General features: G+C 56.0%; 3 protein-coding genes. All 3 read left to right on the forward strand.

The genetic code is table 11. The features are described from left to right. Positions 1 to 174 precede the first annotated feature (174 nt). The 3 genes from NST26_RS04755 (at position 175) to NST26_RS04765 (ending at position 17,355) form a co-directional block, all read left to right on the forward strand. On the forward strand, positions 175 to 14,253 hold the full coding sequence (locus NST26_RS04755; RefSeq protein WP_340978694.1) for an S-layer homology domain-containing protein: 14,079 nt from the start codon (positions 175 to 177) through the stop codon (positions 14,251 to 14,253). A gap of 142 nt (positions 14,254 to 14,395) precedes the next feature. Continuing rightward, on the forward strand, positions 14,396 to 16,171 hold the full coding sequence (locus NST26_RS04760; protein WP_340978695.1) for a sensor histidine kinase: 1,776 nt from the start codon (positions 14,396 to 14,398) through the stop codon (positions 16,169 to 16,171). A 26-nt stretch (positions 16,172 to 16,197) separates the two neighbouring features. Continuing rightward, positions 16,198 to 17,355, forward strand: a complete 1,158-nt coding sequence (locus NST26_RS04765) for a response regulator (protein WP_340978697.1) — start codon at positions 16,198 to 16,200, stop codon at positions 17,353 to 17,355. Positions 17,356 to 17,429 lie beyond the last annotated feature (74 nt).

The following is a 17,429-nucleotide window of genomic DNA, read 5'->3' on the forward strand; positions in this document are numbered from 1 at the left end:
AAAAAACCGCGAAGCCTTGCTGCTTCGCGGTTTTTCTGTGTTTGCTCTCCAAAGCTTTCATTATTCTTTTATTCCCTTCCTGTAGACTCAAATATACAAGATATGATTCTGTCTATGAGAAAAATCTCATAGATTGTCGAAAAACAAGGGTGCTGTGATGAAGGGGGAATTGGCGTGAAGAACCACCGGGCAAAACAGAGAATAAGGCTCTTGCTCCATTGGCTGTTGATTGTCAGTCTAATTGCGGGGCTGTGGAGTCCCGGACTTTGGCAGACAGGCCAGGCAGAGGCTGCGGCTGTGAACGGGACAGCCTCTGCTGCGAGCGATATTAACGGTCATTGGGCGGAGCCGCAACTAAGCGATTGGATAGGAGGCGGGTATATCAAAGGCTTCCAGGATGGAAGCTTCCGGCCTGATCAGACTATCTCACGTATAGAGTTTGTGGCGTTAGTGAACCGCTTGTTTGCTTACCAGGGAACGGGAAAGATCAGTTTCAAGGATGTTCCCTCTGCGGCCTGGTTCGTCTCACAGGTGCAGGCAGCGGTCCAGGCCGGATATGTGAAGGGATTTCCTGACGGGACCTTCCAGCCGGACAAGCCGTTGTCACGGGTGGAGGCGGCCGTAATGCTCGCCAAGCTTACGCCTGTGCTGATGAAGGACGGCGAAGATCCGCTGAAGGTATTCAAGGATGCCGGCAGTATTCCGGGCTATGGCCGTGATGCGCTGGGTGCTGTGCTAAGTGCCGGTTACATGAAGGGTTTCCCGGATGGAACGATTGCAGCTTCACGGCAGCTTACACGGGCCGAAGCCGTTGTGCTGCTGGATCGTCTGAAGCAGCAGTCCGGCAGCCATGCAGAGGGAGGGATCATTCCTCCAGCGAAGACTCTGGAGACGGGCGGCACTTATGGTCCTGTTACAGGCTCGTTCACCGTTGCCGGTGATCTTACCCTGAATGCGCCGGGCATAACGCTGCGCAACGTTCAGGTTCAAGGAAATCTGCTCATCGGCTCCAAGGTTGGAGACGGAGAGATCTACCTTGAACAGGTGACGGTACAGGGCAGCACAGATATTCAAGGCGGCGGTGCCCATAGTGTACATATCAATCATTCGCAGCTCGGTGTTGTAACCGTGGATCGGGCGGACGGTCTGGTACGGGTTGTGGTCGGCGGGACATCGATCATCAGGCAGTTGAATGTCCAGTCCGATGCCAAGCTTGAGTCAGAGCAGAGCGGGACAGCTTCCGGCGGTATTGAGGGAGTTGTCATTTCAGGGTCGGGTGAAGTCACCCTGAGCGGGGAGTTCAGCTCGGTGGAGATTAAGAGCAACGTCAAGGTTGTGGTCACCTCGGGGACCATAGGCCGCTTAAGCGTTGCAGGGGGAGTCAGCGCTTCGTCCATTACGCTGAACGAAGGCGTGAAGGTAAGTGATCTGGAGCTGCATGGCACAGCAAGTGTATCAGGCGCGGGAGAAATCGTGAAGGCACTGGTAGATGCTCCAAAAGTAGTGTTTGAACGTTCCCCCGGCAGCGTGGAAACTACGACACGCGGAGAGTATACGGTTACTGCTCCGGCTGCAAGCACGGCTCCTGCCGGAGCAGGTGGAGCGGGTGGAACTGGCGGAGGAAGTGGTGGTGGCGGTGGTGGCGGTGGCGGAAGCAACCCGACGACCCCGCCATCTCCAACATCTACTCCATCCCCAACACCTCAGCCAACCCTGCCGCCTGCAGAGCAGCCGCTTGAGGTGGCAGTTACTGCTGCGCTCGGTACTCTGAGCGGCTTCATGCTCAGCTTCAGCAAGCCTGTTGCGAATCTGACAGCAGCAGAGCTCTCGCTGAAGGATACAGCTGGGCAGGCTGTGGGGATATCCTTCATCGGCTCTCTGAACGGGGGAAGCTCTTACCGGGTTGCCGCAGTCTTAAAAGAGGGGGAGACCTACTCCATTACACTCTCTAAGGCAGGGTATGCCTTCGGCGCCCCGGTAACCTTAGTTATTCCGGTGACTACACCGGAGGATATTCGGGTGGTCACGGCGGTGCAGAATATCAGCGTAGCGGGCTTGGAGGTCCAGTTCGATCAGCCGGTAGCGGATTTGCCGCTGTCTGGCTTCACCCTGAAGCGCAGCGGGACGGGCGAAGCTGTCGCTATTCAAGAGGCTGCTGCCCATAACGGCGGAAGCTCTTACCAGCTGACAGCTGCCTTGCAGGAAGGGGCTACCTACTTGTTAAGCGTGACGAAGGCGGGCTACCACTTCGGCGGGGTTGTGTCCGTATTCGTTCCGGTCACGGACCCGGTAGTGATCTCGGTATCTGCTGAGGTCTACGGCATCACGGAGACGGGCTTCCAGGTATCCTTGAATCCACCGGTTGCGGGATTAACCCCAGCTCATTTCGCTTTGACAGCGGGGGATGGCAGTAGCATTCCGGTGGACGGAGCGGCCTCCGCAGAGGATGGCGGTGTATACACGATTACTGCAGGACTTGTCCCGGGCAGCACCTACACGCTTAGTATGGAACGGAGCGGCTATAGCTTCGGGACAGCGCTTGAAGTGACTGTACCAGCCGTAGGCAAGGTGAAGGTTGAACCTTCGATTGGCACCGTGCGTACTTACGGCTTTATCCTGTCTATGGATAAGACAGTGCCGGAGATAGATTCTCTGAGCCTGGTGCTGGAGAACGCGGCGGGCGGGCAGGTCAGTATCGATATGCTCAGCACAGTGGTTCCCGGCCGGCAATATGAAGTGTGGGCCAGCCTGGCCCCGAAGGATTCGTATACCCTTTCGCTTGATATGGACGGGTATGAGTTCACGGAACCGGCGGCTCTGGCGGTCCGGGCAGAGGAAGTTCCCTCTTCGGCAGGCTGGGTGACGCATAGCGGATTTGAGCTGCAGTTTGCGCAAGGTACGCCAGACTTCTCGGCAGGCGATATGACTCTGCAGGCTCCTGGCGGCGGGGCCGTAGCCGTGGATGAAGTCCAGCTTGGTCTGGACAGGAAATCTGCAGTGATAGCTGCGGATTTGCCCGCAGCAGGAAGTTATGCTTACCATGTCAATCTCTATGACGGACGGTTCATACAAGGGACCGTTGTTGTTCCTGAGACCGTGGAAATCAGTAAGTATACGACCTTCGACGGGTATCCCGGTGCTTATAGCGGCCTTACGGTTCACTTTGGGCGGGCGGTACCGGGGTTGACAGTCTCAGCCTTTGAGCTTAAGAATAGCAGCGGCGGGGCGGTTGTATTGGACTCGGCGGGCTCCATTGACGGAGGCCGTACCTACAAGCTGCTCACCACGCAGATTAATGCCGGAGGCCCATTTGTACTTGGCATTACGGCTCCGGGCTACAGCTTCGGGAAGCCGGCCACACTGGTGAACGCGACTCTGAATGTGTGGGGCGCGGGGCGGAAGCCGACACAATTCATGGCCGGACTGAATCCGCGCGTGCCGGATTTGACCGCTGAACATTTCAGGGCCACGGATCTGGCAGGCCATGAGGTTGCGATTACAGGTGTGACATGGGATAACCAGCAGCGGATCTATGTAGTGGCTTTTGACGGAGAGGGCGGTCAGAGTTATTACGTATCGGTTCAGGCGGACGGGTATGACTTCGGCGCGCCGAAGAAGATATATGTGTATGCCCAGAACACGGTGGTAGATCCGACTTACAGCGGCTTCACGCTGGTGATGTCACCTGCGATGAAGATTAATACGCAATACGGCTTTAAGCTAACCAAGGCTTTTGGAGGCCCGGAGGTTCCCATCAAGAAGGTCGTCATGAATGACCCGGAAGGCGGAAGCTATCAGTTCTCAGCCGCCTTGACCCCGGGCTACTATAGTCTCGCGCTGGATGCAGATGTGGACCCGAATGTGGTCTCCTTTGCGGTTCCCCTAATTGCTACAGTCTCTGTCGATGAGATTGAGAACAGTGGGCTGCTTGCGAAGCTCGATTATGCCGTGGATGGGCTGGATGCAGGGAATTTCGTATTGTTGAACAACGATACAGGGGATCCCGTAGTGATATCCTCAGCAACAACGGCGGACCAGGGCGCAAGCTACCGGCTGTCGGCCCACCTGGCGGGAGGCAGCTATACTCTGAAGCTGACCGGGTATCTACCGGAAGCAGGGGTGAATTTCAAGGTTGCAGCGACCACAGACGCAGGGACAACCAGTGTATCGAAGATCACGAGTGCGGGCTTCGAGCTTTCTTTTGCCAACCCGGTGCCGGGCCTGCTGCCTGGTGACCTTACGATCACGGATGCGCAGAATAACAAGCTGAACGGAGTTACGTTAACCACGAGTGATAATGGCGGGACCTATCAAGTGCGGGTAACGCTTGCGGAGAATGCGGACTACACGATTGTGCTGAAGAAAGGGTATATCCTCTTCGGCTCGCCGGTCACGTTCCATGTGAATAAGTGGATTGCCGCCAGCATAGCGGATGTAACGAAGGACGGGCAGTTCACCTTGAAGTTCGCTCCCGCGTTCCCGGAGATTGAGAATTATCTGGGGCTGTCGTTAACGGATGAAGCCGGCACGCTCTATTATCCGAATCTGTTCGAGTCGGCAGACGGCGGGGCGAGCTACCAGCTTCGAGTGCCGGGCAATCAGTTGAAGCCGGGTATGGCCTACATGGTCAAGCTGGACAAGGATGAATTCTCAATGAATCCAGTCTCCTTCCGGCTGCCGCCAACGCTGACAGTTATGGAGGCGACAACAGCAGGTGTGAAGGTGCAGCTGGATGCGCCGGTTCCGGGGCTGGCCCAGCGGCATTTTGTAATCCGAAATGCCGCTGGTGACAGCATTGCACTGACTTCAGCGGCAACAGCGGATGCAGGCGCTCACTACACCCTTGCCGGTACCTTTGCCGGAGGGCAAACGTATACGGTACAGTACAAGCCGGATGTAACTTATCAGGTGAATGAACCCGTAGCTTTTCCAATATCGAAAATCATTACGGCTGCACTCAGCAATATAACGGTACTGGGGTTCAAGCTTCAATTCAGCTCCAAGGTTGCCGAATTGACCCCGCAGCAAGTGATCCTCCGTGATCCGAGCGGGAATCCAATCCCTGTGAATGAGTATTCACTCAAGACAACGGATCAGGGCCTAAGCTACCAGGTGACGATGAATGCGGTGGCAGCGGGCAAGGGGTACACCCTGGATCTGGCGCGAGAGGACTTCCGGCTGGCTTCTCCGGTCTCCTTCGATATCTCGGCGTCGGCTGCCCTCCGGCTGGTGGGCACGGTGCTGAACAAGATTGTGGTGTCTGTCTCTCCGAATCTGCCGGATATGACCGAAGAGCATTTCGCGTTGTATGACAGCAAAGGCCGCAAGATCGCGATTACGGTGACTTCTCAGGGTCCGGCAAGCGCAATGTACAATATTGAAGGGAAATTCGACGCCTTCGAGACGTATACCCTGCAAGCCAAGTATCCCGGCTATCTGTTCGGGGCTCCGCTTACGGTGGGCTTCCAAGTAGGGGTGTATGCAATCATTCACAGCCAGTCGCGGAGCGGCTTCAAGCTCGTATTGAGCACGGAGGTGCCCGGTCTAAGTGCTGCGGATATTACCGTCACTGATAAAGAGGGAAATATCTCTGCAGTACAATCCCTCCAGGCTTCCTCTGCTCCAGGCAGCTATAACGTGCTTGTTCCGCTGGCCGGAGGCAAGACGTACACGGTGAAGATTGCTGCGAAGACGCCGTATGTTTTTGACAGCATTGACCCGTTCACCCTGAATGCGGCTTCGGCCACGGTGGATCAGTTGTCTGTGACCGGCTTCAAGCTGAGCCTGTCCTCACCGCTCAGTCTGGACCCCGGAAATGTCAGCCTGACGGATGACCAAGGCCAAACCGTCAACTTAAGATCGGTCATTACCCGGGATGCGGGCCGGTCTTATGAGATTAGTGTCTATCTGAAGGCGGGTGTGCAGTATCAGTTGGGCCTGCATGTGGCGGGATACGACCTGGGTACGGAGCTGCCATTGTCCATCCAGGCTGTAGCGGCTGCGTTCGAGGGGATGGAGACCGGGAACAATCAGGCGTTCACTGTACGCTTCGATCAGGCGATGCCAAGCCTGCTGCCGGGTGATTTCAACATCAAGCAAGGAGACAACGCTACAGTCTACCATCCTATGAAAATATCGACAGCGGATGGGGGATTCACTTATAAGGTAGAAGCGAGCTTCTGGGGAACAGAGCGTTACTCGCTGCGTATTGTCAAGCACGGGTATGACTTCGGCACCCCGATCTTCATTGACGTTCCGGCTAGGATAAGCGCGGCAGTGTTGAGAATAGGAGCGGACTACGTGGAGGTTGGACTGAATCCCGGTGTCTTTGGAATGAGTGCCGCTGATTTCACGGTGAAGGATAGCACAGGGCAAGTGTTGCCTGTGTCCTCTGCGGTGACGGACGACCATGGCTTGACTTACCGCCTGAAGGCAGCATTTGCCGGAGGCCAGACCTATACGATTGCGCTGCAACAGACGGGTCATGACTTCGGGGAGGTCTTGTCTGCTACGCTGCCGAGTGTGATTGCAGGTGAGGTTGGTCCTGTTAACGGGCAAGGCGTGAGTGTTCTCCTGAACCCGGCTGTTGGCGGGCTTAAGGCTGGCAGCTTCAAGCTGGTGGATGCTGCCGGGCAGGCGATTCCGGTTACAGCTGTCAAGGAGCTGAATACGGGAGCCGCTTATTCGTTATCCGCTAATCTTGCAGCTGGAGCGGTCTATACGCTGACTGTGACCGCAGCAGGCTACGACTTCGGAGCCGCGCTTGCGGTGAAGGTGCCGGTTCCAATCGCACTGAGCTATGACTCCATACAGAAGGACGGGCTGACGGTGAAGCTGGACCCGGCTATTCCGGGACTTAGCGCAGCCAGCTTCATCTTGAAGGATGCGGAGGGCAATCAGAGCGTTGTATCTGCGGTAAACACCTCAGATGGAGGTGCGACCTATGCCGTACAAGCGGCACTGCAATATGGAGACGCCTATAGTCTGAATGTAGCGGCAGCCGGTTATGAATTCGGCACGGTGCTGCCGTTCACGGTGCTGCAGCCTGTCGCCAAGTCTATCGAGGCGCTATCCAAGAACGGGTTCACCCTGCGGCTGCAAGCCGCAGTCCCGGATTTGAAGGTCAGCCACATTCTGCTGAAGGACAGCAGCGGCGAGGCTGTTGCGCTAGATTCCCTGGTGACGGCGGACGGCGGGCTGACGTATCAAGCGGCGGCGAAGCTGACGGAAGGGGCGGCGTACCGGCTGGCGCTGACAGCTCAGGGGTATGATTTTGGCCCGTCGGTTCATGTGGATGTTCTTCCAATGCTGCAATTGACAGCGAGCAGCATTAATACCTCCGGCTTCAGTCTGCATCTGAGCACGGCCGTGCCTAACCTGAATCTGTCCTCCGTGCACCTCAGTGGACCCGGCGGGCAGAGTGTAACCCTCACCGCAAGCTCATTCTATGATGCTAATCCGGGTACAGCCGAAGCGGGCAAAATCTATCTGGTGCGTGTGCCTATAGCCGCCGGTCAAACGTATACGCTGATGGTGCAAGATCCATCCCACCCGGTAGAAGGGCCGCTCGAAGTGGTGCTGCCAGTTGAGGTTACGAGCCAGGTCACCCGTGCGGATGCCGGCGGAATAAGTGTGCTGCTGGGCCGCAAGGGAATTGATGTGCAGCCTGAGGATGTGGAGCTTCTTACGGCGGCAGGCGATAGGATCAAGGTGACGGGGATCGCTGCGGGAACAGACGCAGGTACCTACATCATTCAAACCCAGCTTGCCGAAGGCAGTACGTATTCGCTGACTCTGAAGAAGGCGGGGTATGACTTTGGGGCAGCGGTTAAGGTGTATGTGGCTTACCGTGTCACTTCAAGTATCACAGGTGTGAATGAGAATGGCTTCACTGTAAGCTTCAGTACACCGGTTCAAGGTGTACAGTTCAGCTTGCAGGATGCCGGCAACAACCCGGCAACACTGGGTCCGGTATCCACTGCAGACTTCGGACAGACGTACAAGGTGGCAGCGAACCTGGCTTACAATAAGGAATTCAAGCTGCGGCTGGATGCAGCGGGGTATGATCTCGGTGCGGAGCTGACGGTGAATAATGTAAGCACGCCGCCGCTCCTGATGGATGCGACCTCTTCGGAGAATGGGACCCAGGTTATCCTTACGTTTGACAAACCGCTGGCCAGCGTGATTTCAAGCGGGTCCTTCTCCGTCAAGATCGATGGTCAATGGCAAAGCTCCGTGACTGCGGCACTCGGGGCAGATCCGGCGCAGATCTTCTTGAGCTGGAACAGCAGCGGCCGGGTAATTGGTTCAGCCTCCACGGTATCGGTAGTTTACACCGGTGTGAACCGGGTGAAAGCGGTCAATCAGACGTTCCTGGCTGTCTTTGACGAATTGCCGGTGGCTAATGTGGCGACCCTGCTCGGGTTCGTCTCCAGCTATGCCTATAAGAACGATGCAGCCTACCCGGCTCAAATACTTCACAAGCAATACGGCAAGACGGCGCTGGAGACGGCGGAGCTTCTGCGGGACGGCGGCTTCAAGGCAGCGAATCTGTACCGTGCGGTTCTGATCGAGTATGGGATGATCCGCTCAGAACTGACGCCGATCCTGTATGCAATGAACGCGGATGCGTCTTCGGTCTATGATGCCTACAATTCCCTTAAGCCGGCTACGGCTGCGTATGATGGATTGATTACAGGAGAGCTTCTCTCGGCAGGGTATTCGGCCAGTGAGATCGGTCCGGTCCTTCAGAGATTCGGTCTGTCCAGCAAAGGCATCCTGGGATATCTGAAGCGCTACAATGTATCCGTTACAGAAGCGGCGAAGGTCCTAAAGGGTAACTGGAATGAAACAAGCGGCAATACCGTACAGTTACTCCGGTTGACAGGTTATGACAGCCTCGGGATTGCCGGAGCTGTCCAGAGTGCATACGGTCTGAGCCATGCACAGGCCGTGTCCGCCATGGCCGAAGGCAAGCAACCGGCAACGGAATCGGCAGCGGTCATCAAGGAGCTGTACTCGGGCGATGCCGTTACCAGTGCGACTTGGCTGTCCCAAGCGGGATATTCGGCGGCGGATGTGAGCAAGGCGATTGCAGAGCAATACAGCTTTGCTGGCGCGGCAGAAATGCTGCGGGCCTTCATGGGCGCTGGCTTCCCGGCGGCGTATACGTATTCTCTGCTGCGCCGGGAATATTCGCAGCAGGATGCGGCGACAGAGCTGCTGAACGCGAAGGTGTCTGCACGGGAAGTGGCCGAAGCGGTTAAATCGGCCGGAGATGGTGCCTCCGTGATCATTAGCGCCTTAATGGCCAAGCACTATGAGGTGCAGGAAATTGCCATCATCGTGAATGATTTATGGGTGTCGGCAGGTGTCACGTTAAGCGAGGTACTCGCTCAATTCGCCGCCAGCGGGTATCAGGCTTCAGCACAGGCCGCGCTGTTACGTGAACAGTTCGGTGCAGAACTCCCGGCAGCGATTGCGGCTCTCTCTCCAGGGCTTACCCAAACCCAGCGGGAGCATGTACTGAAATACCTTTTGGATGGGGGATATGATCCGGTTCAGCTGGCGGACTATTATCTGAAGCAGGGCAGCAATTCCTATGAACTGTTCAGACAGTTCAGGCTGGCAGGCAAAACGCCGGTACAATCGCTGCAGACAATGTATGATGCTTACAGACAAGCAGGAACAGCACTCACGCTGAGCGGTGCAATGGATCTGTTCTACCATGATTACAATAACCGTTACGAAGCAGACCAGGTCCTGACGGCGCTGCGTACCGTGTTCGCCCAGGATGCAGATGAGAAGGCGGATGCTACCGCGATAGCGGCTGTTATGAGTAACTCCAGGCTGTGGGATAAGCTTGAGATTGCCAAGCCGCTTATCCGGCAGATGGGCCTCACGATGCAGGATTGGGTGGAGCTGGAGCGCACCGAGGCCTTTTCCCGATTTGGCTGCGCCTGTGATGTGCGGACGGTGGTGAAGGATACCCAGTATTTATTCGCTGGTGCGACGCTGCCGGATATCACTGTTGCCATGAGCTTATCCAGCCGGTATACCTTGAATAGGATCGTGGAAGGGACGATTAATCTCTACCCTACAGGGGGTGTCAGAGCGAAAGGAATGCCTTACCTGATCTCTGCGCTGAAAAATGCGGGGTATTCCTTCGAAGAGGTCGCTGCTGAATTCGACAGTCAGGGGTGGAGTGAATGGGTGGCCGCTTTCAGCACATACGGAATTGCAGCAAATGATGTGACTGCTTATCTGGTTACAAAAGGTCTTACCATGAGCCAGGTCATTGACCGGCTGGCTCCGTATCCGCTGAAGGACCGGGCGCTGGTCCTGCGTGAAGCCTACGGGCTGGATAGCGCTGCTGCGATGGCACTGCTGCTCCAGCAGACTGACGAGGATCAGGAGGATATCGGCCGGGCGGCGGCCTGGGCCTACGGCAGCGATCCAATCTCGCTGTGGATTCAGACGCTGCGGGCACAAGGGGCTACGGCTGCCTCCGTGATTAACACGCTTGCTGCGCGTTACCCTGCCTACTGGCAATCGGACAAGGTGGGTCCGGCCCTGATTCAGGGCGGATTCAGCCAGGACGAGGTCATGCGGGGGCTGCTGATCCATGCCGGAGTGCGGGGCAACCTGCAGGCAACGCTTGCGCTGCTGCAGTCGCTCTATAGCCAGCAGCAAATTACCATTGCCCAGCTCCTGAGCGCTGCCAAGCTCGTATCGCCGGAGGACGGGCTGGAATTTCTGCAGAAGGGCGGCTACAAGCTGCCGGATATGGCCCGCGCACTCAAGGATTATTACGGGCTTACGGCCGGAGAAGCTGCCAAGCTGCTTACCGCCGCATATCCGAATGATCAGAGTCTTATTCTATCCGGGCTTGCTTCCGTATACGGACAGACGCTCGGAAGTACGATAGCAGAAGCACTGCAGGAGAAGGGAATTACTGAAGTAAGCGCAGCTGTTGAATATCTGTGGAATGCGGGATTTGCGCCTAGAGATATTGCCAGCTCAGCCAAAGACGCCTTCCACCAGGACGCAGGTCAGACGGCGCTGCTCTTCGTGCAGAAGAATATTCTGGCTGACAGGAATGTGCTGGTAACGACCCTTGCCGCAGTCTATGGACAATCTGTTGAACAAGTGATTCATGCACTGCTTGTCCGGCAGGGAGCTCCCTCCTTCGAGGAAGCCATTGCCTTTGTGTTCCAGGCCCGGTTCAGTCTGGCGAACAGCATCAGGCTGGCCAAGACAGAATACGGATTATCTGCGGGAACAGCCTTGCAGCTGCTCACAGATTCCCGGCTATACCGCCAGGAGGATATCCTTGCGGGTGTGACGGATATCTACCGGACCTCGCAGCGTGAGAGTATCGTGGATTCACTGGCAGCCAGCGGGCTGGTCACCCTGGAATCTGCTGTATCCTTCCTGCGCAACATGAAGTTCGATCTGAACGGGATCGTCAGGGTGGGCAAGGAGCATTACCGGTTAAAGGCCGGAGAGACTGCCGCCGCTCTGACAGTCGAGGGATCTTATGGTGATGAGGACATACAGAATTCGGTGTCCTATGTATACGGGCAGAATCTGACGCAGACCCGGCTGGATACGCTGAATGCGCTGGGGATCACCGTGTTCGCCGATGCTGTGCCGGAGCTGAGAAGCGCCGGATTTGCAATCACCGACCTGGTGCTTGCAGGCAAGACGCACTACAATCTTAGCGCCGGAGAGACGACTTACAGCCTGCTGCAATCCGGGCGCTATCCGGTGGCTGACATTCTGGCTGCTGTGGCGGAATACTACGGCAAACCGGTGAATGAGAGCGTGGAGGAGCTGCTGAACCGCAGCGGCATTGCCTCCATCCAGGATGCAGCGCCATATCTTCGTTCGCTGGGCTACACGCTGCAGGATGTGACCGAAGTATCCAAGAGCTATTATGGAAATTCGCTACAGGCTACTCGGGATGCTTTGCTGTCGCTCCAATTGGAAGACGCCAGCATTATAGAATGGACGGTGCGGCAGGTCTACGGCACAGCTGTGGAGGAAGGCAATACGGCTGCAACGCCTCAATCTATCCTGCAGGAAGCCGGAATTATAGGAGAGCAAGCGGCCATTGCCTATCTATGGACTGCGGGCTACCCGCTCCAGGATATTGTCAAAATGCTCAAAGAGTATAACGGCCAATCAGCGGCGGCTGCCGCAGCACTGCTGATTGCAGACGGATCGTTCAGTGCTTCAGCAGTTCTGAGCAGCATCAGCGCCATTTATGGGACCACGTATGATGCCGCCACAATGGAGTTCTTCAGAGCGCAGGGTATTTTCACAGATGCCCCGCAAGCGGCGCAGGTCTTGAGCACAAGCGGCTACCGGATGGCGTATATCGCAGAACTATTGAAGAAGAGCTACGGCAAGACGGAGGCGGAGGCGAAGGAGATCCTGAACGGACTGGGTATTTACACAGCGGATGCGGTACAGAAGACAGTGGCTGAGGTGTATTTTGCAGTGGGCACATCCTCTGGAACTCTTCAGCAATTGCTTGATCTGTATGGAATCACGGGTGCAGAAGCTGCTGTAAGCCTGCTCTATAAGCAAGGTACAGCGATACAGGACATCCTCCAGTATTTGAAGGATGCTTATAACTTGGGTGCCGATGAAGCAACCGCCCTGCTGGCAGTGCATGTCAAAGGTCCGGAGCTTGGTCTGGCCGTCACTACGGTGTATTACAGCAGCACGAATATCGGCTACCTCGCGAAGTTGATTCCGGCAACCTCTATGGGCAGCCCGGGAACGGTTGCGAGTTATATGAAGGCGAAATTCAGGGATACCGATATCGTGCTTGCGCTGAGGGTGATTTTCAATCTGGATGCGTTGGGTGTGCAGGATGCGATCTCCACTACGATCATGTCTGCGGAGCGTGTACGTGCAGCGGTGACTGAAGTGTTCGGCGCTGATCCGCTCTACGCCTATCTGAAGCGTATGAAGGACCGGGGAGCGAATGCCAATGATGTGGCTGCCGAGCTGGAGCTCCGGGGGCTGCTGGAGCTGGCACCGTCCAGCTACCTGGTGGATACGCTGCGGAGCCTGGGTTATGACAATACCAGCATTCTGAAGATGCGCTACAATTACTTCAACGAAACGCGCCAGAATGCAGGTACGGAAGAGGAGCAGGGAACACAGCTGGTACAATTGGGTGTTAATACGCCAGCCGCTATCGTTCAATATTTGCGGAAGTGGAATCTGCTCCCGTACAAGGTCATTAAGATTGTCAAGGCAGGACTGCCGAATGCTCCAATAGCAGAGATTGCTCTTGCCATGCGTGAATACGGATATACGGGTACGGCGATTATGGGAGGGCTTGATGCAGTAGGCGAAGGCGGGGATGCTATTGCCGCGATTCTCAAAAAGCTTGGACTCTCAGTACCGCAGGCGCTGGTCTTCCTGAGAGACTGGCCCGTGGACGAGCAGCTGCAATGGCTGATCCGCAATGACTACACACCAAGCGAATACATTGCTTATCGGAATGTGCAGACCGACAACACTATTGCAGTTCTGAGGCAGCAGCTCGGCCTGTCCGCAATTGATGTTGCTAAGCTGCTGAACAAGTATAAGGGCAGTATGAGCCACTACTCCTTAGCCAAAGCGCTGTATGACGGAGGATTTACACAGGTCAGTGAGGTTGCGGGTGCTCTGATCTCGATCAATTATCAGCCGGTCTGGCTGCTGGGATTGCTGGTGGGAATTGGCGGCTGGACAATGGATGACATCGCCCAGGGAATGCTGGATTCCGGTCTGATCTCACTCGTGGATCTGGGCACTGCAATTCAGATGGCCACGGGCGGCGTGCTCAAGGAGACCTACCGTATTCTCAAAAAGGTATCCACCGCCAAACAGCGGGAATTCTATGACAGTCTCGATTCCCTGGAACGCAAATTGCTGGACAACAATGAAATCGCCATGATTGTTGTCGTATCCGCCATGCGCAACGGAAGGATTAGTATCTCCGATGCCACCAATCAGCTGAAGGTGACGGAAGGGATTGAACCGGAGGATGCACTGAAGGTGCTGATTGTATCCGGAGCCAACGTGCTGGATTCGGCAGGAGCCGTATGGGATGTCTACCGCGATTATATCGGGGCGAAGATTGTCCTGAAGATGTTCGAAAAGGCGGCAGGTCAGTATATTAGTGACTTCAAAAATTACTACAAGCTGGTCATGACATTATCCAAGATTATTTATAAATTATCCAAATAAGAAATGAGGCTGCAGCAAAGGCCGGTCCGCATAAGGACCGGCCTTTGCCGGTAACCTGTAATGGAAAATCAAGGCGTGGACACCCCGACCCGGAAGGTGCTATCCTAACTTAATAGAATTTGTTATTAAGGGAGACGCAGCCGTGGAAAGTAGGCACTGGATGTCGATTATGCTTTTTATTGCAGCAGCACTGATGCTGTTTGTGTCGTTCCTGTCGTACCAGAAAAGACATCTTCCTGTTGCCAGAACGATGATTCTGATTATGCTGACAGCAGCCTTCTACGCTTTCGGCTATGGTCTTGAGCTGCTCAGCGGGAACTTAAGCCAGGTGAAGCTGGCGCTGCACATTCAATATCTGGGTATTCCTTTTGTCTCCACCTTATGGCTGGTACAAGCGATTCAATTCACCGGAGCCGCTGCGCGCTTCCGCAAGCGACTGATCGCCCTGCTGTTCCTGATCCCCGCCGTCATCTTCATCCTGCAGCTCACCAATGACTGGCATCATCTAATCTACCGGGATTTTCTGCTGAATACGGACCCTTCGGTCTCCTTGTATTACACCGTCAAGGGGCTGTGGTATAACATCCATGCTGCGTATAATTATCTGGTGCTGCTTGGCGGGATTGCGCTGTTCATATCCATGTTTGTGCGGGCGCTGCCGATTGTACGCAAACAGATTGCTGTTCTGCTTCTGGGTGCGGTTGCGCCTATGCTGCTCAATCTGTTCCTGTGGACCGGAACCCGAATTGATCTCACACCGTTCGGATTTGCAGTGTCGGGCATCGCCTACGCCTGGGGTATCCTCAGATTCAACCTGCTCCGCCTGACTCCGCTGGCGATGGCGCAGGTGTTCGAGACGATCCGGGACGGTGTCCTTCTGTTCGATTATGAGAACCAGATCGTCAGCTACAACCGTGCCGCAGAGAAGATGTTTCCCGAACTTGGGAGCAGGAGGCGCTACCCGGCGGATATGACGGAGGTGCTTGCCGGCAGCGGGGAGCTGCTTGAACGTCTCAGGGGCTTAAGCGATGAGGACGAGCGGTTTGCCTACGAGCGGCTTCAGGCCGGAAGACGCCTGTACTATAATTGCAGTCTGTCCTTCATTCATGATACAGGCAGCACCCCTATTGGCAAAATCCTCTTATTCAGCGACATTACGGAGCTGAAGGAGAGCGAGGTCCGGCTGCGCGAGAATGCCCGGCAGCTATCCGAGCTGAATGCCTTCAAGGACAAGCTGTTCACCATTGTGGCCCATGATATCCGCGATCCGGTAGCACTGCTGGTCAGCCTGACAGAGCTGCTGGGCGACGGGCTGACGGCTGCGGATGCTGAGCACGCGGAGGTGGTGCGGGAGATCAAAGGGCAGGTCCGTAATACATTCCAGCTCGTTGATAATCTGCTGGACTGGTACCGCAGCCAGAAGGGAAAGGTCTCCTTCCATCCGCAGGCCTGGAGTGTACAGCAGGTGGTCCGGCAGGCCCTGATGCTGGCGGGTACCAAGGCCGGGATGAAGCAGATCCGCCTGACGGAGCGCATCGGCAGCGAATTAACCGTCCGGGCGGATAAAGAAATGCTGGACCTGATCCTGCGTAATCTGCTCTCTAACGCAATCAAATTCACGGGAATAGGCGGCTCTATTGAGGTTGAAGCCGTGCTTGAAGACGACCGGGTTATCTTGTCTGTACGCGATGACGGGATTGGTATTGATGAAGCGACCGCAGACATGCTGCGCCTGGAGGAGCCGATTCTGAAGGCGCCACTGGGGGAGGAGGCAGGAGATGCCCGCTTCGGCCTGGCGCTCGCGCGTGAATTCGTGCGCATCCATGGCGGGAGCCTGTGGTTTGAGAGCAAGCCGGGAAGTGGAACGATCTTCTACTTCACGTTGCCGGGATCGGCAGGAGGAGAACGGATGGAGTAACGGGCAGCGGGAGGGAGGATATATAAATGAAGGTTATACTGGTCGATGATGAACGGATGATGCATCTGATTCTTAGCACCATGCTGCTTAAGCTGCCTGAAGTCGAGCTTGCGGGTTCGTTCACAGATACGAAGCCGGCTGCTGCCTTTCTGGAGGAGCACCCGGATGTGGAGCTTGCCTTCGTGGACCTCTCTATGCCGGGAGAGGGCGGCATGGCCTTTGCAGCCAGGCTGGCGGCTGCCGGTTCTCCAGTGCAAATTGTGTTCGTGACCTCACATAAGGAATTTGCCCTGGAGGCTTACGACTTGTCCGTGCTGGACTATCTGGTCAAGCCGGTCTCCCAGGAGCGGCTTGCGCGTACGGTGAACCGGGTGCTTACCCAGCGGCGGGCTGCTCCGGCACGGCTCTCCCCTCTGCCGGAGGTGCAGGCTCCGGCCGGTTCCGGCCGGGTAAGGCTCACGATGCTCGGGGATGTTGCCGTGAGCAGCGGGGCAGGCCGGGTCAAATGGACCTCCCGTAAATGTGCTGAGCTGTTTGCCTATCTGCTGTTGCTCCGGGGAAAGCGCGTCCCCCGTTCCAGGCTGGTTGCGGATATCTTCGGCGGCATGCATAAGGCCAATGCGGAGAGCTATCTTAACACTACCGTCTATCAACTGCGCAAATCTTTGGAGCCGCTGGGCCTGCGTGAAGCGATCCGCTCGGAGAACGACGGGTATGCGCTTGAGCTTCAGGCGCCGGTTATCGACTATCTGGAATTTGAACAGGAGGCAGCCGCCTTGCACACCATAGAACCCCCGGATATAGAGCGGGCTATGCGTATCGAGCAGCTCTATACAGGAGAGCTGTTCGGCGACAAGGCTTATGTGTGGGCCATCCATGAGACGGAGCGTTATGCGGAATTGTATGCCTCCTTCGTCAAACGGCTGGCCGCAGCGTTCATTGCCAGCCGGGATTCCACTGCGGCCTCCAAGCTGCTGCTGAAGCTGAACAAGCGAAATCCGCTCGATGAATCGGTGATCCGCCAGCTGATGGCCGTGCACGAGCTGGCCGGAGACAAAAAAGGTCTCAATGCCGTCTACACAGACTACGTGCGGCTGTTAAGCCGCGAACTTGGCATCAAGCCCTCCGGCGATCTGATCTATCTGTATGATTCCCTGGTCCGGCGGATCTCGGAACTCAAATAATCTTTGTTTCAGCCTTCTCCGGAGGGCCCGGATTACGGGTCCTCCGGTTTTTTTGCTGATCAACCCAATCAGAA

The organism is Paenibacillus sp. FSL R7-0128, assembly GCF_038002245.1.
Taxonomy (GTDB): Bacteria; Bacillota; Bacilli; order Paenibacillales; family Paenibacillaceae; genus Paenibacillus_AQ; species Paenibacillus_AQ silagei.